Genomic DNA, 20,475 nt, shown 5'->3' with positions numbered 1-20,475 from the left:
AAAAGGCACTAATCCCCATTGGTGTCAATGACCTGCTGGCCTTTCAAGAATCCAAATCATCCTATCCGAACTCACCTGCGACTCACTGGCTGATTGCCGTAGAAGGGGTACAACTCCCACAAACAAAAATATATTATCATTGGAAAGTAAGTATCTACCCTGCTGATTGTGATGGCGACTTCAATTGGAAAATGCCATATTATTGTTCTCCGAATATGGAATTCATTGATCAAGCAAATGCAATTGCATCTTCGCTTGTTACGGCCAGTAAAAACGATAACCTTTCCTCTGCAGCCCTTCTAGAGAAAATAAGCTAACCCCTAACATATTACCTTCTGCTTTACCTTCTTTTTACCCTCATATGTGAAAAAACCCACATATAGTAAAAATGAAAATTTTACATAATGATATAAACAGCCTGTTGATTGAAGCGAAAGAAGCTAGCTTTCTTCGGGCGGTTCGGGAGCCTCCGGCGCTTCACGTCTGCGGAGTCTCCCGACTTTTCCCGCTGGTGTCTCGCTGTATCCGCGTACAATCAACATAATGGAAAAAAATTTAATAATGCGCTTTACCTTAGAGTGCATAATAAAAGTGCAGTTTGCAATGCAAACTGCACTTTTCAATTTACGCTAAGCGGAAGACGATTCCATGACCGCCCTTTGGATATTCCCACTTAATATTCTGGTATGGACAGCCAATCCGACAGCTGCCGCACTCATGGCATCCTTCATAGCCTACCTGCATGCGGGTTCCTTCCCACTTATAAACCTCTGCTGGGCAAAATACTGTACAAATTTTATCGGGACATTTTGTCATGCAAACGTCATGATCCAACACAGTTAAATGAGATTTTGTATCACATTTAAAACGGAGCAGGTATTGTTTTTCCTCGATATTCTTCGTTGACATTATTTCACCGCCTTCCAGGCTCGATAAATATCTTGTAACACTCGTATGGTTCCACGTTCGGAGGTCACACTCTTCATAATTTGTTTTTGTTTTTCCCGTTTCGGTGTCCCGTCAACGGTAAAGAACTTGCTCATGGCCTTATTCATCATCGGAACATATTCATTAAAGTATTGTGGATATTTCTCGAATGTATGGGCAGCATCCTTATATTTTTCTAAATCTTTCATTATGAAACTATTATTAAGTGCATCACGATAACTATTTAGACTTGATTCACTGAAGTCACCACGGCTATGGGCCAAAACTACGGCCTCGCCAGCCATCTTTCCTGATGACATCGCCATGTTCGAGCCTTCGCGATGAATCGCATTAACTAGCTGTGCTGCATCCCCGACGACAATTACTCCATTACCAGCCACTTTCGGGACAGAACGGTAGCCTCCTTCAGGAATGAGATGAGCTAGATATTCGGCGGATTCTCCCCCAGCAACAATTGGCTTGACCATTGGGTGTGTTTTTAGGTAGTCTAGAAGCTCATACGGCTTTATTTTCGCTTTAATCATGCTCGATAGTGTTGTACCAACCCCAATATTTAAGCTTTCTTTATTTGTGTAAACAAAAGCCGTTCCGAGGTTCCCTTTTGTTGAATCCCCAAAGATTTCAATCGTACATCCCTGATTATCTTCCAAATTAAAACGATCATTTATTTTTTCCTTTGGTAAATTAATAACTTCCATCACTGTTAAGGCTACTTCATCAGGACGAAATTCTTTATGGAAGCCCAATTGTTTTGAAAGGAGAGAGTTTACCCCGTCGGCCAGTACTACCACATCTGCATATACCTCGCCATTTGGACGATCTGTCCGCACTCCAACGACCTTGCCGTTTTCAACAATGCATTCCGTAACAACCGTTTCATTGATAAGGAGAGCACCAGCGTCCACTGCCTTTTTAGCAAACCATTGGTCAAACTGGGCGCGTAAGACTGTAAAATTATTATATGGCTCTACCCCCCATTCAAGACCTTTATAACCAAATTGAATTACGGATTCTTTATCCATCATCCAAAAACGCTGTTCAATAACCGGACGCTCAAGAGGTGCTTCCTTCCAAAATTCAGGAACTAATTCTTCCATTTGCTTACGGTACAATACCCCGCCCATTACGTTTTTGGCGCCCGGGTATTCTCCTCTTTCAAGAAGCAGAACATTTAGTCCATTCCTTGCACATGTAAGGGCACATGAAGTACCAGCAGGGCCTGCGCCTACAACAATCACATCAAATTTTTCAGACATAGCTTAATTCACCGCCTTTTTCTGATCTCAGCTTTTTAAACTGTTCGATTAATTTTGGGATGATTTCGAGTGCATCTCCAACGATTCCATATGTGGCTACATCAAAAATGGGTGCATTTGGGTCTTTGTTAACAGCGATAATTAAATCAGAATTTTTCATTCCAACAACATGCTGAATAGCTCCGGATAAGGCTACTGCAAAATAAATTTTTGGAGTAACGGTTTCACCTGTTTGACCAATTTGAAGATGGTGTGGCAGCCAGCCAGCCTCAACCACATCACGGGTACCACCAACTGTCGCTCCGATTGTATCTGCAAATTCATAAAGGATCTGGAAGTTTTGCACATCCCCCATGCCTTTTCCACCACAGACGATGACATGTGCATCAGCTAAATTGGCTTTTTTTGTTACGTCATTCACAATTTGTAGTACTTTGGTACGCATATCTTCTTCTTGAAGTACTATTTTTTCTTCAATAATCTTTCCTGTTCTACCCAACACTGGTTCAAGTGCCTTCATTACCTTCGGTCTTACAGTTGCCATTTGAGGACGATGTTTTTTACAAAGGATGGTTGCCATAATATTTCCGCCAAAGGCAGGTCTGCTTGCTTCTAGCAATCTATTATTAATATCCACGTCTAGCATGGTTGTATCTGCCGTTAAACCAGTATTTAAATCGGTTGCTACTGCACTGGCTAAGTCCTTACCATTTGGTGTTGCTCCATATAGGATAATTTCTGGTTTATATTTTTCAGCGAGGAGCATAACGCCCTTCATATATGATTCTGTTCGATAATTCTTTAAGACAGGATGATTGACCATATAGACGATATCCGCACCATACGAAATGACTTTATTCGCTAGTGGTTTTATTTCATGCCCCTGTAAAAATCCAGCTAACGGAACTTGTAATTTATCCGCTAACTTCCTTCCGGCCCCAAGTAATTCTAGAGAAACGCCTTCAATCTTACCATCGTTTTGTTCGATGAATACCCAGACTCCCCGATAATCGTCTAGATTCATATTAAATTCCCCCCGTGACAAAAGATTGATCATTATTATTTAGATGACTGGAATGTTAATAAGTCCTTCTTCTCCATCAATAGTTCCATAAGCTGCTTAACCTGTTCATCAGTAGTACCTTCTAGTCTTTTACCACCTTCTGGGCGTGGTGGTGTAAACATTTTCCCAACAATTGTTGGTGAGCCTTTTAATCCGAGCTGCGACCGTTCTACATTTTCAAAGTCACTTACTGCCCAGATAATAGGTTCGTATTTTGCAGCTTTAATCATGTTTGGCATTGGTGAATAATCTATCTCATTAATTTCTTTTTCAACTGTTAATAAGCAAGGAAGTTCGGATTGAATTAATTCATAGCCGTTGGATAATTTTCGTTTAATTAGAACGGTCTTTTCTTTCTGATTAATTTCCAAAACTTCAATCACATTTGTTATTGGCGGAATATCCATTCTTCGTGCAATTCCAGGTCCAACTTGTCCTGTATCACCATCTATTGCGTGCTTCCCACAAATAATCATATCTACTGGGTGTTCTTTATTAATTTTTTCTAATGCTTTTGAAAGGGCATAACTAGTTGCTAATGTATCCGCTCCTGCAAAGGCACGGTCAGAAATTAAATAACCTTTATCTGCACCTATTTCTACGCACTTCTTAATAACAGCAGTCGCTTGCGGCGGTCCCATTGATAAAACTGAAATGGTACCTCCAGTATTTCCCTTGATTTTCACCGCCTCCTGAACTGCATGTGCATCGTAAGGGTTCAAGATGGCAGGTGCACTTCGTCGGTCGAGTGTGTTTGTTTTAGGATTAATTTTAATAATTTTTGTATCGGGTACTTGTTTGACACATACGACAATATGCATGTAGGACTTTCCCTCCTCCATATGATCTAAGATTATTGAAAGCGTTCGCTCTCTTATGGTTTAAAAATGCTTTTATTAACGATATATGAATCGCAACAGAAGCATAGTACCAAACAATGATAGTTTTCTAATTTTCTTACTGGATTTTTCTTAAACTAGCGATGGTTTAAAAGATTTCAAACAAAGCTTTATGCAGCTTCTTATGAGGTGGTATAAAAGTAAATTTTTTGAAGTTATAACAAGTTGTAGTAAGATATGAAGTTAATCGTGATGTAAATATTTGATAAATAGTACTAATATAACTATATGAAATATTTAGATATAAACAATGATAAAAATCACAGCTAATGTCTAATTTTGTTGATATTTGATTGGATTATTTTGATAAAGTAGGAGATGTGTGATGACTGAGGTTATTTATGGCAGTGTACTTTCAGCATTATCTACAGGGGCAGGAGCACTAATTATTCTATTTATTCATCATTCTATTACACATCGCTGGAAGGATGTTTTATTAGCTTTAAGTGCTGGTATTATGATGGCTGCTTCTACGATAGGTTTGGTTCCTGAGGCCTTAAAAACAGGAGGTTTTGGTTCACTTTTTATAGGAGTCTGTTTAGGTGTTTTAGCGCTAACTCTTTTGGAAAAAAACATTCCCCATATTGACCTAGAACATCATAAAAAGGGAATTCAATTTGATGAAAAGGCATTGTTAATTATTTCTGCAATTACCCTTCATAATATCCCTGAGGGATTGTCCGTTGGCGTTAGCTACGCATCGCAACAAGGGGATACTGGAAATTTAATCGCCTTAGCAATTGGATTTCAAAATGCACCGGAAGGCCTCCTTGTCGCATTATTCTTAATTAATCAACGGATCAGTAAGTTGAAGGCCTTCATTATCGCGACCTTAACAGGGGCGATTGAAATCGTAACTTCATTATTAGGGTATTTTTTGACCTCGTTTGTTCAAGGTCTTGTACCATATGGGCTATCCTTTGCAGCCGGCGCGATGTTATTTATCATTTATAAGGAATTAATACCTGAAAGCCACGGTGACGGAAATGAGCGGGTTTCCACCTATGCCTTTATCTTGGGGTTGCTGGTAATGGTATACATAATTGATGTTTTTTCATAATATGACATTTAACGGAGTATATTGCACAACAATCTTTTCGATTGGCTATTGGTTAAACCAATACCTTTGGCCATATCATAGTCATTTGTTTAAATGCAAATTTGATTTCATCAGTTGGCCTAGAGGATGCTTCCATGGCCTTTTGATATTCATTTATTAATTCATCCAGCTCTTGGCTATACTTTATCGTAACTTCACTTGTAAATCCAAGTGAATATGCACTATTTATCATTCGTTCCCGTTTAACCTTAATCTCTTCAATCATTTCAATATGGTCAATCTGATGCTCGGACACTGTTATCCCCCTACCTATTACTCTATTACAGTAAACCATTAAAAATTTGACTACTTGATGAATTATGACAAGAATTTTGGTAAAAGTAAACAGATTCGCAAAAGTAGACAAAACATCCTAATTCTTTCGTTTTTCGACAAATTTTTCAATTTATTTCTGGTTTTTGCGACAAAATACCCCTTCTTCCAAATCCTACTTTCTANNTTTCATAAATTAATTAAATAGGTAATAAAAAAACTGGCATGCAGATAACTACAGCCAGTTTTTCCTCTATTATTGATGAATCTCTAATTTTTCATAAATCGGTACCCATCCTTCGGTTGTAACAAAAATCCTAACGGCGACCACTTTTCGATCTTCTTCCAATGTAAAATAGTGCCGTGTATTCTCAGGTACAGAGATTAAGTCTCCAGGATTTAGATGTACTTCAAAAAACTCACCATCATTGTCTTGGATCACAAATACACCATGACCACTGACAATAAAACGAACTTCATCATCTGTATGATGATGTTCATTTTTAAAGTTTGTTAGTAAGACATCCAAATTCGGAGTATGTTCTGACAAGGAAATGACATCCTGTGCTTTGTAACCCCGTCTAGCAGAGATGTCAGCAATTTCTTCAGCAAACGTACCTAGAATTTGCTCTTTTTCTTCTTCGCTTAAAAGATACTTTTCTACAAGATCACTAGGGAGTTTGCTAATATCCCAATTTTCATAAATCACTTCCTGTGATTCCAGGAAACTTGCTACCTCTTCTTGTACATGAATTTGCTCTTCTTTATTTTGAAATGTAATATATGCCATTACGAATCGTCCTTTCTATATTTTTAATTAAATGGCTCTGTTAAACTACTTTAAATAATTGATATGGCTTGTGTTCTAATAACCTTAATTGATAACGAAATAAAAATTCTGATGCTTCGAGGATTTTTTTAGCTTCAAAGGCTGTTCTACCCCACACCGTGATTCCGTGGTTACGAATTAAGACAGCACCAGTATCTCCTGAAATATGTTCAGAAAATTCAGTTGCAAGAGTTGGAATATGCGCATAATTTCGAATAATCGGTATTTTTAAGACAGCGTCCTCTTCCCACATATCAAATGCCTTGATTAGTTCTTGTCCCTTGAATGTCACCTCACCATGATCACCATAAACTTCTGAAATCACATTATTATCAATGGTATGTACATGGAGACTGCAGCCAGCCTGTGTTTTTCGATAAATTTCAACATGGAGAAGTGTCTCTGCTGAAGGTATTAAATGTGTTTCTTCAACCGGGTGACCAAATTCATCAACAAGTAAAAAATCTTCATCTGTACGTTTACGCTTATCCTTTCCACTAGCAGTTACCAAGAATTGAAGGGGATGATCACTTACTTTAATCGCCAGATTCCCGCTCGTGCCCATAAACCAGTCTCGGTCAGCAAGTTCATCCTTTACATCTGCTAATTCTTTCCATCTGTCCTTTAGCATTTTAGTCCTCCCACCTCAATTCTATTTTTAATTTCTTCGATACATTCGAAGAACGAACTAAACCCTCGGTGATTAATTCCCCATTCCAAGCATTTTTCTAGAAGCAAATCTCTTGCTAACACCAAGTCAGCATGTTTCGCTGCCTCAAGATCAGTAACTGAGTCTCCAATGACAATTTTGAAGTTGTCGGAACCCTGAGTTAATTTCCGAATAATGCTAGGCTTACAGCAGCCACAATCATTGTCACATAATGAATCACATCGGTTCGGCCAGAGAATTTTTATGCGCTCGCTTGAAAAGTCTGATTCGTTGCAATAAATACCATCAAATGGCCCAAATTTCTCTAATATTGGATAAACAAAAAAGTCAATTCCACCGCTAACAATATAGATTGGTATACCTTCAGTTCGCGTAAATTCTACAAATTCTTGAAATCCCGGACGAATTTTTGCATGTTCAATCGCAAATGCAGTTAATTCTTCCTTCCTATTACTAGGTAATAAGGAGAATAACTTTCCTACTCCCTCATTAATCGAAATCTGGCGGGCTAAAATTTGATCTTTAATGAGTTCCCATCCGTGAGGAGCAAATTCCTTCATCATTTTAATGATATTATCACTTTCCGTTACCGTTCCATCAAAATCACAAAAAATTACAGGTTTTGTCATGCTGTAACCTCGGCATTCCCCCATAGCTGTAAAGCAACTTTAAGCTCAGGATTGTTTTTTGCACCTTCTGCCAATAACTTGCCTTGAAGATTGGTTTCTATTGCTTGTCGGAATGCAAGTCCACCGCCACGGGCACCATCTGGATGACCATGTACTCCACCGCCTGCATTAATAACAGAATCGATACCAAAATCACGTATTAATAAAGGAACTAAGCCAGGATGAATTCCTGCTGATGGAACTGGGAAAGATCTTTTAAAGCTATCAGCAACTGTTAATTCATTGGCAATGGAGAGTGCTGTTGTTTTTTCCAATGCCACGGTCCCATATGGGGATGGGAATAATGATAAATCTGCACCCGCATAACGGAGAAGTTTTCCAAGCAATAATGAATGGGAAAAACCATACACAGGAGAAGAAGTAAATGCACCACTAACTGCTGGATGAGCCATAAGAGGCAAAGCAATCTCCTTATCCTCTCTTAATTCCTGCAATACATCTAACCCATAAGAAAAAACATTAAATAATAGGAGGTCTGCACCTAGTTCAGCAGCCTTTCTTGCTTTTTCCTTCAACTGTGATGTTCTCCCTGTTAGGTTAACTGCATATAAAGTGCGATGTCCTGTTTCCTCATAGACTTCTTGCAATCCTTTTTTTCCTTCAACAATTCTTTTTTCAAATGGTGTTAATTCATTTTCAAATAGGATTTCATCATCCTTCACCAAATCAACACTACCGAGTGCTTGATGTTTTAACTGCTTGACTAAAAACGTAAGGTCCTTTCCAAGCACACCTTTAAAGATACTCATTAATAGTGGTCGATTATAGACATTTAATTTCTCTCGAATACCCTGAATCCCGAATCTTGGGCCTGGGAACTGACTCTTTAATCCCTCATCAAATTGCAAATCGAGTAATTTAATTTTTCCATCCAAAGAAAGCTTTCCGAAAACGGTGGTCAAGATGGCAGGAAGGTCATTAGAGAAATTAATCGTAGGATAGGCGATTTGGATTCGTGAAAGGTCCTCTTTTTCTGAAGGAATCGCTGCGACCGAAACGACTCTTCCCTTATGCTTACGTAATTGGCTTTGCTCTAATTCAGGCAAATTTGTCCATGAACCGACCGTTAATCCAAGAGCAATTTCTTCAGCCTTCTTGGTTGGGCTCTTTTCATTATGAAGTAGATAGGTAGCGACAATTTCAGTCATTTTAGATACACGTCCTTTTAATCAAACATAAAAAACCTCTTCACCAAAGAAGAGGTTAGCTGCAAACTAACATCTTCTCATCTTTCAGCCTAGTTGCTGCAAGAATTAGCACCGTGCTTAAAATTGGGTTTAAGTCGGTTGCCGGGCTTCATTGGGCTTTTCCCTCCGCCTGCTCTTGATAAGAAAACGATTCGTATTTTATTAAATTCATAATCCTGTTCAACTTTAATTTGCATTATCGCAAGAAATAAATAAAATGTCAATCCATTTAACTGGCTAATCAGAATTTTTAACAAAATTCTGAACGCATAAGTGCAACTACTCCTCTGTCTTCTCCCTAAGTGGCTCGCCAGTCGGAGAGTTTTCTTTAAATATTTCCAAACGACTAATTCTTTCTACGGCTTCGGCTAACCGTTGTTCTGATGAAAGTAACCCTACCCGAACATACCCCTCACCAAATTCACCAAATCCAATTCCAGGGGCAACCATTATATGGGCCTGTTCAAGGAGAATATTAGCAAATTCCGCAGAGGAAAACCCTTCAGGAACCTTTAGCCACGCGAAAAAAGATCCCTTTGGTGCGCTGACATTCCAGCCTAAAGATCGAAGCCCATCAATCAGAATATTCCTTCTTCGTTCATAAAGTATGTTTAGTTCTTTTACACAATCCTGAGGGCCTGTTAAGGCCTCTCTAGCTGCTTCTTGAACGGCCCCAAATAAACTAACATACAAATGGTCCTGTAAAAGTTCAATAGCGGAAATGACGCTCTCATTCCCAATCGCAAAACCCACACGCCAGCCTGCCATGTTATAGGTTTTAGACAAGGTATAAATTTCAATTCCAACGTCCTTTGCCCCTGGAACTTGTAAAAAGCTCAATGGTTTTTCTTCGTCAAAACCAACGGCCCCATAGGCAAAATCGTGGACAATACAAATGTCATTATCATTCGCAAGTTTTACAGTTTCTTCAAAAAATTCACTTGTCGCTACAGCGCCAGTTGGATTATTAGGATAATTAAGAAACATTAGCTTTGCTTTAGCTAAGACATTCTCATCTAATTCGTTATAATCAGGCAAAAAGTTTTTCTGCTCTCTAAGCGGCATCGTAACCATTTCTGCTTTAGCAAGTGCAACTCCAGACCAATAATCCGGATAGCCTGGATCGGGCACAAGGACGGTATCTCCAGGATTTAATAAGCACTGTGGAATTTCAACTAGTCCTGCTTTCCCGCCAAACAAAATAGCCACTTCTTTATTTGGATCAATAGTAACTCCATATTCTCTTAAATAAAAATCTGCCACAGCCTGTTTTAAATAACTGTACCCCTGAAAAGGAGAATATTTGTGGTTGATAGGATTTTCTGCTGCTTGCTGAAGTTTGGCAACGATATGAGCGGGCGTTGGCTGATCTGGATTGCCCTGCCCTAAATTTATCACATCATAACCTTGTGAAATATATTCCCCGACTTTTTTAACAAGGGAAGCAAAAAACTGCTTCGGGAGACTGTTTAATAATTGTGATGGTGGAAATTGCTTCATGGTTCTCACCTGCTTTAATGATTTATATAATGTTTTTTCATTGTGAAATTCTAGTCACAAATGATATAACTTTTATAACAGCTTGTAAAGAAAAAATTCCGAAAGTTCAAATGAGGTGAAAATTTGTGAAATTGAAAATATCATGTTTACAAATGGATATCGCCTTTGGTGATCCAAATAAAAACTATCAATTAGCCGAAAGACTCATTGAAAAATCCCTAGATAATCGACCAAATGTTATTGTACTTCCAGAGCTGTGGACGACGGGGTATGACTTAACCCGACTTAATGAAATTGCAGACGATTATGCCCTTCAAACCATTGAATTTCTACAAAAAGCGGCCAAAAAATACCAAGTACATTTCGTCGGTGGATCGGTAGCTAACCGTGAAAAAAACGGTGTAAAAAACACCCTGCTTATCATCAATAAGGAAGGAAAACTCGTCCACAAGTATAGTAAGCTTCACCTGTTTAAGCTTATGGATGAGCATCTTTATTTAGAAGCAGGATCCCAAAAAGGACTTTTTGAAATTGAAAATAATAAATTTGCCGGGTCGATCTGTTATGACATCCGTTTTCCTGAGTGGATACGTGCACATTCAGCTGAAGGTGCTGAAGCATTGTTTGTGGTAGCGGAGTGGCCTGCTCCACGATTGTCGCATTGGAGAGCACTTTTAATTGCACGAGCAATTGAAAATCAATGTTACGTAATCGCCTGTAATCGTTCTGGTCAAGACCCAAATAATCATTTCGCTGGGCACTCGATGATTATTGATCCTTGGGGAGAGGTTATAGCAGAAGCGGGTAATAACCAAGAAATCTTGACAGCAGAAATTGAGATGGATTTAGTCAAGGAGATTCGCAGCCAGATTCCTATTTTTACAGATCGAAAACCAGAATACTATAAGTAATTTTAAAAAAATTAATTTTCAAAAAATATTGACATTATTATTTTGTTACTGATATGATTTTTACCAGTTAAATAGATTTTCTCTTATCACGAGCTGGCTGAGGGATTTGGCCCTTTGAAGCCCAGCAACCGACCAGAAACCCATTGAATGGGGCGCTTTTTTGCGCAGGGGATCCCCCTTTAAAGGCACGGTGCTAATTCCAACAGAAGGATTATCTTTCTGAGAGATAAGAGGTGCGACAGACAATATTGTCTTTCAGCCTCTTTCAAATGAGAAAGAGGCTTTTTTAGTGCATTCGCGCGCAATTAAGCCTCCAAAAAACTAGGAGGAACCATAATGAGTCTACTAAAACAAAAAACATACCAGCCTTTAACAAACGAGAGTGCTGTTGAACTTGCACTTGAATTAAATATTTTTCCCGGGCAAGCTAAGCTAGCCTGCAAGGAAATTGGCGACGGAAATCTCAATCTTGTTTTTCATATTGTGGATGAGTGGGAAGGAAAAGGTATTATTATCAAACAAGCTCTCCCTTATGCAAAAGTAGTAGGTGAAAGCTGGCCATTAACACTGAAAAGGGCAAAGATTGAAGCAGATGCCTTAAAAATATTCGGACAAATTGCTCCAGACTATGTACCTGAAGTTTATTTCACCGATGATGTGCTTGCCGTAACGGTGATGGAGGACCTTTCCCATCTTTTAATCGCAAGGACTGGATTTAACAACGGGGAAACCTATCCATTGATTTCCAAGCATCTTGGTGAATATCTTGCCAAGACATTATTTTACACTTCAGATTACGGATTAGCCCCAGGTGTAAAAAAAGAATATGTCCAACAGTTTATCAATCCCGAGCTTTGCAAAATTACGGAAGATTTAATCTTCACCGATCCTTTTTATGATGCAGATACAAATGAATTTGAAGATGGTCTCCGTCCTATAGTCGAAGCGCTTTGGCAGGATAATGAACTAAAATTTCATGTCAATGTTTTGAAGAAAAGCTTTTTAACAGAGGCTGAAGCCCTCCTTCATGGTGATCTCCATACAGGAAGTGTGTTTGCAGGTCTTTCCGAAACTAAAGTAATCGACCCTGAATTTGCTTTCTACGGGCCTGCAGGCTTCGATATTGGTCAAGTATTTGGGAATCTTCTCTTCCAAGTCATTGTGAACAATGAAAAGCGCAATCTTTTTATCAATCATATTGAAACGGTTTGGAACGGATTTGAAGAGCAATATACACTCCTCTGGAAAACAGAAAATAAAGAGGCAGCTTCCATAACTTCTACATTTTTAAATTATCATTTAAGAAAACTATTTGAAGACTCCCTTGGCTTTGCTGGATGTGAATTAATCAGAAGAACCATTGGACTGGCACATGTTACTGATTTAGATGGGATTGAGGATGAGCAATCCAGAATAGCAGCAAAACAGAAAACGATTGAACTTGGAAAAATCCTAATTAAACAACGAAAAGAAATCAATAACCTTACAGCCTTTATTGAAACAATAAAAGAATTACATTGATAAGAGAAAAGCAATCCACTTTTGGATTGCTTTTCTAGTCAATTTTTGCCCACATTTCTTCTGGATTTAGTTCATAAATACCATTTTCGCGAAACATGTAGTGATTAATGATAAATTCTCTGCGAATGGTTGCATAATCGTCATGGTATTGTTTGATAAACTCATTAATCTGTTTTTCTTCGTACTTTTCACCAATTTTTAAGCCGCGTAACATGTGTTCGAATACAATTAATTTCTTCTTCCGTTGTGCTGGAATATTTTTTAGTTTCCCATTTTTCGTAAAGAAATTTTCGATTATTTTTTGTCTCTCGAGACTGGACTCGACCATTTCATCCAACTCCTCACTCTTTTTTTCTAACAACTCTGTAAACACCTTTGCCTGCTGGTTGATCAGCGATTCATTTAGGTAAAAGTAGATGGTGTTCTTGACTCTTCTGTCATACACTACATGGATTTCCCGTAATTTTTTTAAATGATGAGTGATGGTTGGGGCAGACAAGCCGAGCTTCCCAGCAATCGCCTGTCCATGGAGTGGACCTTTTGCCAATATAGCGACAATCCTAATTCTTGTTGGGTCCCCCATTGTTTTATAAAAAGCAACCACTTTATCTAACTGGATCAATGTACAACCTCTCCCTCACATTATTCGATATTCATCTAATTAGATATATATCAAATTAGTCAAACTATGTCAATAACTAGCAAAAAAACACTTCCCCAAAAGGAAGTGTTTTACTTTTTTTATTTACAACAATGGATTTTCATCTTTTGCTTTAAGACGCTGCCATCTTTTCTCCACTTCAGCTTCAAACTCGTCTAACATCGGCTTATTCTCTTCTTTTAGAAGGTGTTTTGTTTTACCCATGTATTTTAACCAATCCGAAAGCGGAATGCGTTTGTTCTTCTCCTCTGGATTGTATGTTATGGTAGTAACACCCTGCTCCACTTCATAAAGCGGGAAGAAGCAAGAATTAACTGCAGCTTCAATAATGGTGGTGCCGAAACGGTCATCTGATTTCCAGTTAAGCGGACATGTAATGAGAAGTTTCCCATATACTGTTCCGACATTTTGTGCATACCACTGTGCCTTAGCACCCTTTTTAACTAAGTCCTGCGGGAAGGCTTCAGACCCTGTAAACACATATGGAATATTAGTTGATGCCATAATTTGTGCTGTATCTTTATGATGGAAAGCCTTACCGCGCTGTGTTTTTCCCACACCGGAAGTACTTGTCATGTGACCAATTGGAGTGGAATAAGACATTTGTGAACCAGTATTCATGTAACCTTCATTATCGTATTCAAGCATAATTAACTTATGACCACGAAGCGCTGTTCCGATAGCTGATCCCATTCCAATGTCCATTCCGCCATCACCCGTAATCATTACAAATGTAGCATCATCTGATACCTGAATTTCGCCACGGCGTTTTAATTCCATGAATGCTTCAACAGTTCCAGAAAGTGTCGCGGCACCGTTTTGGAATAAATTGTGCATCATCGTTTGCTTATGGGATGTGCTTGGATAGGATGTTGTCGTTACATACGCACAGCCTGTTTGGAATAGAGTAACAATGTCTCCCTCAATTCCTTTAAAGAACAACTCAAGCCCAGCAAAAATTCCGCAGCCAGGACAAGCCCCGTGACCTGATGCAATTCGCTTTGGTTTACCAGTTAATGCCCGCAGCGGTGGGATTTTTACCTTTAATTTATTGGTTTCTTCATCCATTTTCACATCAATTAGTCCGCTTTTATAGTCATCACCATGCTGTGGCAAAATGACAGGTTTAAGAATTTTCTCAGGATTTCCTGGGATGTGACCATAGTAATCAAATGGCTTTTCAGCGAAGCCTTTTTCCATTGTATCTAGTGCCATATCAAAGAAAGCCTGTGCATCACTTGCATAGAAATCCTTACCGCCTAAACCAAATACGCGGCTCATGACGATTGTCTTGTTGTCTTTGTCGTCTTGTAGTGCAGATTTAACCTCATGAGTGAGGTTAGGTCCATTGGCTCCATAGGAATCCGCACGTTCCCCAACTAATAGTGATTTCACATTCTTAAGGGCTTTGCGAATTTCCTTTGCAGGGAATGGCCGAATAATATTCGGGCTGATAATCCCAGCCTTGATACCTTTCGCACGAAGTTGATCGACAACATCTTTAGCAGATTCTGCAGCAGAGTTTAATAGGAATAATGCAACTTCTGCATCTTCCATTTTATATAAATCTAGGACAGGATATTCTCTTCCAGAAAGCTTCGCATATTCTTCCGCTACCTCTTTATATACCTCACCAGCATTGTACATTGCCTCTGACTGCTGGAAGTGATTGTTGAGGAAATCATCCCCGCTCATATGTGCGCCAATCGTAACTGGTTTCCTCAAATCCCTAACAAAGTTGTAATCTGTTGGACATTCACCAACAAATTGCTGGACAACTCTGCGATCTTTGAAAAATTCAACGCGACGCTTTTGATGAGATGTAAAGAATCCATCATAGGCAACAATTACTGGTAAACGAACCTTAGAATGTTCTGCAATTTTTAACGCCATAATATTCATGTCATAAACAGCCTGTGGTGTCTTTGCTGTTAATATTACCCAACCTGTATTTAACGCATAATAAAGATCAGAGTGATCTCCGCGAATATCAAGTGGACCACTGACAGCACGAGTTACAAGATTCATAACCATAGGAAAACGAGTTCCTGATTGTACAGGCATTTGTTCAAGCATATACAAGAATCCATTTGCACTCGTTGCATTGATAACACGTGCTCCTGTAGCAGCGGCACCATAGCAAATTCCTGCCGAACCATGCTCTCCATCTGCAGGGATTAGCTTAATATCATGTTCCCCACGTGTTTTCATTTGATCTAAAAACTGAGCAACCTCAGTTGAAGGTGTGATTGGGAAGTATCCCATAATATGATAATTTATTTGTGCTGCAGCCATTGCAGCCATTTCATTTCCTGATTCAAACGTAGAAATTTGTTCTGCTACACCTTTAGTTGTTAATTTATCTTCTAATATAGCCATTATTGGATTCCTCCTGCAATATAAGGAAAGTTTTGCTTTACGCGGTTGTCATCTGCATACCCAAGCATTTCGCGAAGATCACCAAGCGCGTCGGTCGGACATGCTTCCACGCATTTTAGGCAGCCCTTACAATATTGGTAATCAATACCTTGAAGGAACATTTGCTTTCTGCCACGCTTATCTTCTCCCTCTTCCCAAACGAAGCAGAAGTCTGGACAAACGTTGTCACAAGCAGCACAATGAATACATTTTTCTTGTTGGAACTCCGGAAGGAATCCTTGACGTGAACCGCTTAAATCTTTAAAAATACTATTTGCTTGCGAAACCATAACTCCACCGATTTCCTGTGTTATGTAGCCAAGCTGTGGTTGTGGGCGTGTGAAGGATTTCCCTTCAGCCCCTGTTGGTACTTCATATGTTTTAAATTGAACCTCATTATACCCACGGTCAAAGGTACGGATATTTGGCTCAACAAGATGCGGGTATTTTTTGGTAAACGTTTTTCTTATTACATCTCTCATTGATTCTGGATCTAAAAAATCACAAATTCGATATAACGCCCCAAGCATCGCAGTATTTACTTTGGTTTTTTCCTCGACAGCAATGGTTAAGGCATCAATTATCGCAAGTGTACCGTATTCTAATTGCAAATCTGTTTTAACTTCATCAAATTCCCTGGCTGTATTTACCAGGACAATCCCATCAGCATTCAAACCGCTGACAACATTAACAGTCCTATATAAAGCTTCATGGAAAACACCAACAATATGTGGTTGTTCAATAGGACTATGATCTCTAATTTCAACTTCTGGTTCACAAAAACGGATAAAGCTTTTTACGGGAGACCCCTTTTTTTCAGAACCATAAGATGAAAAATTAGATCCTTTCAAGCCAAGACTTAAAACGCCAGCTTCCGCCAACATTTTTCCAGCTAGGTTAGCTCCGAGGCCTCCAATTGACTCTAGACGGATTTCAAAAAATCCCAGTTCGTTTTTTTTCGGTAAAATAGACATAATGCCCCTCCCCAATTTAGAAAAGCGGAAGCGCCCCTAGGCGCTGCAGCCAGACATTTCGTAAAAATAATATACGAAATAGACATATAATTTTAACTTCCCCACAACTATTGTAAGACTAATATTTTTATTAATCTGTGATAAAAGTCAAACACAATAAAAAAAATTTTATAACACATAAAATTTATTATAAATAAATGCTACTATATATGATTTTCCAGATGGTTAGTAATTATATAACAGCACCAAAATTGTCATATAACAGAATCCCATAAAAAAGGTCTGCACCTATTTATGGTACAGACCTCTTAAAATATTTATAAATCATCAATGACAATATACGAAGCTTTTACGGGTCCGTGAACCCCAACGACAAGATTTAATTCAATATCTGCCGAGTTACTAGGCCCAGTAATAAAGTTGATGCATGATGCAACATGACCAGTTTTCTTGTGAATTTCCCGCATTTTTTGAGCAGCTTGAGTAATACGCGGTACTAAAGTACTTTTCGGAATAAGAGCAATATATGTTGCAGGTAAAAAGCTGACTGTTCTTCCTTTATTCTCATCGCTAAACAAAACAACTGTTCCGGATTCTGCAAGTGTTATTTCACTAATGGTTATCCCGACATTTGCCTTTTCAGCTTTTGCGATGTTTTGTTCCCCGCTGCTGTGATTCCATTCGTGAACCTCAATCTTCTGATCAGGCCATTCATTCTTAAAGAGTGTATCCAACCCCCACTCTGAAAATCGGTCATCCTTCCATGTTACAATAGGACCGCCGCCATAATCAGTAACTACCTCATGTAGCGTCGATGATAAATCTTTACTGTTTGTTACGTAGAGGTTTGTATGAATTTTCTTACATTGTTCTGTTAATACCTCTAACAAATCGTCTCGTGTAGCATCCTTCAACACCTCATATTGGGGCTGGAATCTCCAGGTCGGTCTTTCAACCGGAGAGGAAATGCGCGGACGTCCCAGACGGCTCGCAATTTGGTTTAGAAAATTATCTCGATTGTGAATCATCCCAACCATGATTATTTGCCTCCTTTTTCACGGTTTTTAAACCAATCTCTGAATCTCTCTTTATTTGGTGCAGGAAAATCACGGATATCTGTCCAAGCCTTTAACGGACCTGGTCCCTTTGAAATCTTCTCTCCAACTGTGAAAGGATTCATTGCAGCTGGTGCCATCTTAGAGCCTATATTGTACAAGATTGGAGATGCCGCTCCTAATCCAAACGCCTTCATTAATAGTTTTTCGGATATTGGTGCTTTTCCCTCTTTTTCGACAATGACTTCCCGGTGTTTGTGAAGAAGGTTATGTAACGGTATTTTGACAGGACATACTTCTGTGCAAGCACCACATAGGGTTGAAGCGTAAGGCAGTTCTTTAAATTCGTCGTATCCACCTAATAATGGAGACAGGACTGCGCCGATTGGACCAGAATAAATAGAGCCATATGAATGTCCGCCTACATGACGATAAACTGGACATACATTTATACATGCAGCACAACGGATACACTGCAATACAGATTGGAATTCTCCGCCCAGAATCTTAGATCTTCCATTATCAACAATAACAAGGTGAAATTCCTCGGGACCGTCGACGTCTAATGCCTCTCTTGGACCTGTTAATACAGTAATATAGCTAGTTAATTTCTGACCTACCGCACTTCTAGTTAGTAAACTAACTAAGACCTCCATCTCTTCAAAAGTAGGGACCAGTCGCTCCATCCCCATAACTGTTATTTGTGTTTTAGGTAAAGCTGTGACTAAATCAGCATTCCCTTCGTTTGTTACGAGACTAAAAGATCCTGTCTCAGCTATTGCAAAATTACAGCCAGTAATTCCGATGTCCGCTGATAAGTATTCCTTGCGAAGCATTTCACGTGCATGCCAAGCTAATTCTTCTGGTTTTGATGTTTTGGTGTAACCTAACCTCTCCGTAAACACGTCTCGAATTTGCTCTTTGTTTTTATGGAGTGCCGGTACAACTATATGTGATGGCGGATCATGATCATCAATTTGAAGGATGTATTCACCAAGATCGGTTTCAATCACCTCACAGCCTTCTTGTTCCAACATTGCATTTAAACTGATTTCTTCCGTAACCATCGATTTAGATTTAACAATTTTCTTGGCTTCCTTCTTTTTTACAATTCCTTGTATATACTCATTTGCTTCTTCCTTTGTTTGTGCAAAGAATACATGGCCGCCGCGTTTGGCAACATTCTCACTTAATTGCTCTAAATAATAGTCTAAGTTTTCTAGTACATGTTGACGAATTTCTTCTCCATGTGAGCGCCATTCTTCCCAATTTCCTAATTCCTCAGCGGCAACTCGCCTTTTTATGCCCATTCCATCCTGTGCTCCAGCAACGGCACCTCGCATGAAGTCATTATGTATCCCTTTATCAACACGTTCTTTAAATTGATCCGTGCTAATCTTCATCGCCATACAACCCTTCCTCCACTCTTTTAGTTTAGTCTGTGTTAAAGTTGCCTGTTGATTTCCGCTCTAGGATCGTGCCGTTCGGGGAGCCGCCTCCGCGAGTTGCGCTCCTGCGGGGTCTCCCCTGTCCCGTACTCCCGCAGGAGCCTCGCGCCTTCTACTCCAATTATATTGGTTACAAAATCAACAATGATCTTTAACACAGCATTAGATTAATAACTTGTTTATACAAAAATCACCGACTGTTTAGTACTTCTGCAATATGCATCACCTTAATGGGCTTTCCAATTCTATTGATTCGTCCTCCTATATTCATCAAGCATGCAGCATCGGCCCCAATAAGATACTCAGCACCAGTTTCTTCCACATGGCGGACTTTTTCATCCACCATTTGCTCTGAAATTTGGGCCATTTTAACTGCAAAGGTGCCCCCAAAACCACAGCATTGTTCCTTCCCAGGTAATTCGGTGAACGTAAGACCTTTAACATTCCTTAATAGAATCATAGGAGCTTTCTTAACACCTAGTAATCTTGTCATGTGACAGGAGGTATGGTACGTTACACTACCTTCAAAACGAGCACCAACATCCTCCATTTTCAAGATGTCAACAATAAATTGTGTGAGTTCAAATGACTTTTCAGCCAATTTTTTTGCCTTTGGTTCCCAAACAGGATCTCCCTTAAATATGTGCTGATATTCGTGAAACATCGTTATGCAAGAGCCAGAAGGAGAAACAACATACTCGGCATCTAGAAATGTGTCAATCATTCGTTTCATAGCTTCTTTTGTTTCTTTAACATACCCGCTATTATATGACGGTTGACCACAACATACTTGCGATTCAGGAAAGTCAATTTCACATCCAAGCCTTTCAAGTAGTTCGACCGTCGCTTTCCCCACATTACTTTGAAACATATCTACAATACAAGTTGCAAAAAGGGTAACCTTCATGTCTGGACTTCCTCTCCTACATCAAATTTTCACCAACAGACAGATGAACAGGTCATCAGATGACTTAATGAAAAAATATTTTTTATAACTATCATACTACAATAAAAGTAGTTCTCAATGAAAGTGCTTCCACAAAAAAATATTAAATAATAGGCTATGTTAAAGCT

Annotated in this window: 20 protein-coding genes and 2 riboswitches; of the genes, 4 read left to right on the top strand and 16 right to left on the bottom strand. The window is 39.1% G+C overall.

Annotated elements, in window-relative coordinates; translation table 11 throughout:
• Positions 1-317 (top strand): hypothetical protein (locus V7137_RS13725; RefSeq protein ID WP_335698606.1); only part of this gene is annotated, 317 nt, incomplete at its 5' end.
• A gap of 307 nt (positions 318-624) precedes the next feature.
• Here V7137_RS13725 and V7137_RS13720 read toward each other — a convergent pair.
• From V7137_RS13720 to V7137_RS13705, 4 genes are read right to left on the bottom strand one after another with little or no spacing between them, the layout of a single operon-like run.
• On the bottom strand, positions 625-909 hold the full coding sequence (locus V7137_RS13720) for a ferredoxin family protein (protein ID WP_066252392.1): 285 nt from the start codon (positions 907-909) through the stop codon (positions 625-627).
• Positions 909-2,204: an FAD-dependent oxidoreductase gene (locus tag V7137_RS13715; RefSeq protein ID WP_218345808.1), complete on the bottom strand. Its 1,296-nt coding sequence runs from the start codon at positions 2,202-2,204 to the stop codon at positions 909-911. The genes V7137_RS13720 and V7137_RS13715 overlap by 1 nt, the downstream gene beginning before the upstream one ends.
• Positions 2,197-3,228, bottom strand: coding sequence for an electron transfer flavoprotein subunit alpha/FixB family protein (locus V7137_RS13710; RefSeq protein WP_335698605.1), 1,032 nt, complete (start codon positions 3,226-3,228; stop codon positions 2,197-2,199). Before V7137_RS13710 ends, V7137_RS13715 begins: the two co-directional genes overlap by 8 nt.
• A gap of 35 nt (positions 3,229-3,263) precedes the next feature.
• Positions 3,264-4,088 (bottom strand): electron transfer flavoprotein subunit beta/FixA family protein, encoded by an 825-nt coding sequence (locus V7137_RS13705; protein ID WP_335698604.1) that lies wholly within the window; start codon positions 4,086-4,088, stop codon positions 3,264-3,266.
• Positions 4,089-4,491: 403 nt separating this feature from the next.
• On the opposite strand from V7137_RS13705, the gene V7137_RS13700 reads away from it, so the two are divergent.
• Entirely contained in the window at positions 4,492-5,226 is a 735-nt protein-coding gene (locus V7137_RS13700) for a ZIP family metal transporter (protein ID WP_335698603.1), read from the top strand.
• A 52-nt stretch (positions 5,227-5,278) separates the two neighbouring features.
• Here the strand turns inward: V7137_RS13700 and V7137_RS13695 are convergent, their stop codons facing one another.
• The 6 genes from V7137_RS13695 to V7137_RS13670 all read right to left on the bottom strand — a co-directional run bounded on the left by V7137_RS13695 (position 5,279) and on the right by V7137_RS13670 (position 10,413).
• Positions 5,279-5,521: an aspartyl-phosphate phosphatase Spo0E family protein gene (locus tag V7137_RS13695; RefSeq protein ID WP_335698602.1), complete on the bottom strand. Its 243-nt coding sequence runs from the start codon at positions 5,519-5,521 to the stop codon at positions 5,279-5,281.
• Between the two features lie 273 nt (positions 5,522-5,794).
• Positions 5,795-6,328 carry a 1,2-dihydroxy-3-keto-5-methylthiopentene dioxygenase gene (locus tag V7137_RS13690; protein WP_335698601.1) on the bottom strand — a complete coding sequence of 178 codons (534 nt, stop codon included), beginning with the start codon at positions 6,326-6,328 and terminating at the stop codon, positions 5,795-5,797.
• 40 nt (positions 6,329-6,368) lie between these two features.
• The gene (locus V7137_RS13685; RefSeq protein ID WP_335698600.1) at positions 6,369-6,998 is read right to left on the bottom strand and encodes a methylthioribulose 1-phosphate dehydratase; all 630 of its coding nucleotides are present in this window, start codon (positions 6,996-6,998) and stop codon (positions 6,369-6,371) included.
• Complete coding sequence (locus tag V7137_RS13680; protein ID WP_335698599.1) at positions 6,992-7,666, bottom strand: 2-hydroxy-3-keto-5-methylthiopentenyl-1-phosphate phosphatase; 675 nt, start codon at positions 7,664-7,666, stop codon at positions 6,992-6,994. Before V7137_RS13680 ends, V7137_RS13685 begins: the two co-directional genes overlap by 7 nt.
• On the bottom strand, positions 7,663-8,874 hold the full coding sequence (gene mtnW, locus V7137_RS13675) for a 2,3-diketo-5-methylthiopentyl-1-phosphate enolase (RefSeq protein ID WP_335698598.1): 1,212 nt from the start codon (positions 8,872-8,874) through the stop codon (positions 7,663-7,665). Before mtnW ends, V7137_RS13680 begins: the two co-directional genes overlap by 4 nt.
• 74 nt (positions 8,875-8,948) lie before the next feature.
• Positions 8,949-9,059: riboswitch (SAM riboswitch) on the bottom strand.
• Positions 9,060-9,192: 133 nt separating this feature from the next.
• A complete protein-coding gene (locus tag V7137_RS13670; RefSeq protein ID WP_335698597.1) occupies positions 9,193-10,413 on the bottom strand; it encodes a pyridoxal phosphate-dependent aminotransferase in 1,221 nt (406 codons plus the stop codon).
• A gap of 125 nt (positions 10,414-10,538) precedes the next feature.
• Here V7137_RS13670 and V7137_RS13665 point away from each other — a divergent pair, with 125 nt between their 5' ends.
• Positions 10,539-11,324 (top strand): carbon-nitrogen family hydrolase, encoded by a 786-nt coding sequence (locus V7137_RS13665; protein WP_335698596.1) that lies wholly within the window; start codon positions 10,539-10,541, stop codon positions 11,322-11,324.
• 80 nt (positions 11,325-11,404) lie between these two features.
• Positions 11,405-11,557, top strand: a riboswitch (SAM riboswitch).
• Positions 11,558-11,660: 103 nt separating this feature from the next.
• Positions 11,661-12,845: an S-methyl-5-thioribose kinase gene (gene mtnK, locus V7137_RS13660; protein WP_335698595.1), complete on the top strand. Its 1,185-nt coding sequence runs from the start codon at positions 11,661-11,663 to the stop codon at positions 12,843-12,845.
• A gap of 34 nt (positions 12,846-12,879) precedes the next feature.
• On the opposite strand, the gene V7137_RS13655 is transcribed toward mtnK, so the two are convergent.
• The 6 genes from V7137_RS13655 to V7137_RS13630 form a co-directional block, all read right to left on the bottom strand.
• Positions 12,880-13,464 carry a metalloregulator ArsR/SmtB family transcription factor gene (locus V7137_RS13655; protein ID WP_335698610.1) on the bottom strand — a complete coding sequence of 195 codons (585 nt, stop codon included), beginning with the start codon at positions 13,462-13,464 and terminating at the stop codon, positions 12,880-12,882.
• A gap of 126 nt (positions 13,465-13,590) precedes the next feature.
• Entirely contained in the window at positions 13,591-15,885 is a 2,295-nt protein-coding gene (locus V7137_RS13650) for a thiamine pyrophosphate-dependent enzyme (RefSeq protein ID WP_335698594.1), read from the bottom strand.
• Complete coding sequence (locus V7137_RS13645; protein WP_335698593.1) at positions 15,885-16,898, bottom strand: 2-oxoacid:acceptor oxidoreductase family protein; 1,014 nt, start codon at positions 16,896-16,898, stop codon at positions 15,885-15,887. The genes V7137_RS13650 and V7137_RS13645 overlap by 1 nt, the downstream gene beginning before the upstream one ends.
• 317 nt (positions 16,899-17,215) lie before the next feature.
• The gene (locus tag V7137_RS13640; protein ID WP_335698592.1) at positions 17,216-17,935 is read right to left on the bottom strand and encodes a LutC/YkgG family protein; all 720 of its coding nucleotides are present in this window, start codon (positions 17,933-17,935) and stop codon (positions 17,216-17,218) included.
• Between the two features lie 2 nt (positions 17,936-17,937).
• Positions 17,938-19,362, bottom strand: a complete 1,425-nt coding sequence (locus tag V7137_RS13635) for a LutB/LldF family L-lactate oxidation iron-sulfur protein (RefSeq protein ID WP_335698591.1) — start codon at positions 19,360-19,362, stop codon at positions 17,938-17,940.
• A 229-nt stretch (positions 19,363-19,591) separates the two neighbouring features.
• On the bottom strand, positions 19,592-20,308 hold the full coding sequence (locus V7137_RS13630; RefSeq protein ID WP_335698590.1) for a (Fe-S)-binding protein: 717 nt from the start codon (positions 20,306-20,308) through the stop codon (positions 19,592-19,594).
• Between the last annotated feature and the right edge of the window lie 167 nt (positions 20,309-20,475).

It is taken from the genome of Neobacillus drentensis (genome assembly GCF_036962765.1).
In the GTDB taxonomy this organism is placed as follows: domain Bacteria; phylum Bacillota; class Bacilli; order Bacillales; family Cytobacillaceae; genus Neobacillus; species Neobacillus drentensis_C.
The sequence above is the reverse complement of the archived record's forward strand: the minus strand, read 5'-3'. Positions and strand labels throughout refer to the sequence as shown.

Coding starts and splice junctions, on each gene's coding strand:
- V7137_RS13720 (WP_066252392.1), bottom strand. CDS start 909: ATGTCAACGAAGAATATCGAGGAAAAACAATACCTGCTCCGTTTTAAA.
- V7137_RS13715 (WP_218345808.1), bottom strand. CDS start 2,204: ATGTCTGAAAAATTTGATGTGATTGTTGTAGGCGCAGGCCCTGCTGGT.
- V7137_RS13710 (WP_335698605.1), bottom strand. CDS start 3,228: ATGAATCTAGACGATTATCGGGGAGTCTGGGTATTCATCGAACAAAAC.
- V7137_RS13705 (WP_335698604.1), bottom strand. CDS start 4,088: ATGCATATTGTCGTATGTGTCAAACAAGTACCCGATACAAAAATTATT.
- V7137_RS13700 (WP_335698603.1), top strand. CDS start 4,492: ATGACTGAGGTTATTTATGGCAGTGTACTTTCAGCATTATCTACAGGG.
- V7137_RS13690 (WP_335698601.1), bottom strand. CDS start 6,328: ATGGCATATATTACATTTCAAAATAAAGAAGAGCAAATTCATGTACAA.
- V7137_RS13685 (WP_335698600.1), bottom strand. CDS start 6,998: ATGCTAAAGGACAGATGGAAAGAATTAGCAGATGTAAAGGATGAACTT.
- V7137_RS13680 (WP_335698599.1), bottom strand. CDS start 7,666: ATGACAAAACCTGTAATTTTTTGTGATTTTGATGGAACGGTAACGGAA.
- mtnW (WP_335698598.1), bottom strand. CDS start 8,874: ATGACTGAAATTGTCGCTACCTATCTACTTCATAATGAAAAGAGCCCA.
- V7137_RS13670 (WP_335698597.1), bottom strand. CDS start 10,413: ATGAAGCAATTTCCACCATCACAATTATTAAACAGTCTCCCGAAGCAG.
- mtnK (WP_335698595.1), top strand. CDS start 11,661: ATGAGTCTACTAAAACAAAAAACATACCAGCCTTTAACAAACGAGAGT.
- V7137_RS13650 (WP_335698594.1), bottom strand. CDS start 15,885: ATGGCTATATTAGAAGATAAATTAACAACTAAAGGTGTAGCAGAACAA.
- V7137_RS13645 (WP_335698593.1), bottom strand. CDS start 16,898: ATGTCTATTTTACCGAAAAAAAACGAACTGGGATTTTTTGAAATCCGT.
- V7137_RS13640 (WP_335698592.1), bottom strand. CDS start 17,935: ATGGTTGGGATGATTCACAATCGAGATAATTTTCTAAACCAAATTGCG.
- V7137_RS13635 (WP_335698591.1), bottom strand. CDS start 19,362: ATGGCGATGAAGATTAGCACGGATCAATTTAAAGAACGTGTTGATAAA.
- V7137_RS13630 (WP_335698590.1), bottom strand. CDS start 20,308: ATGAAGGTTACCCTTTTTGCAACTTGTATTGTAGATATGTTTCAAAGT.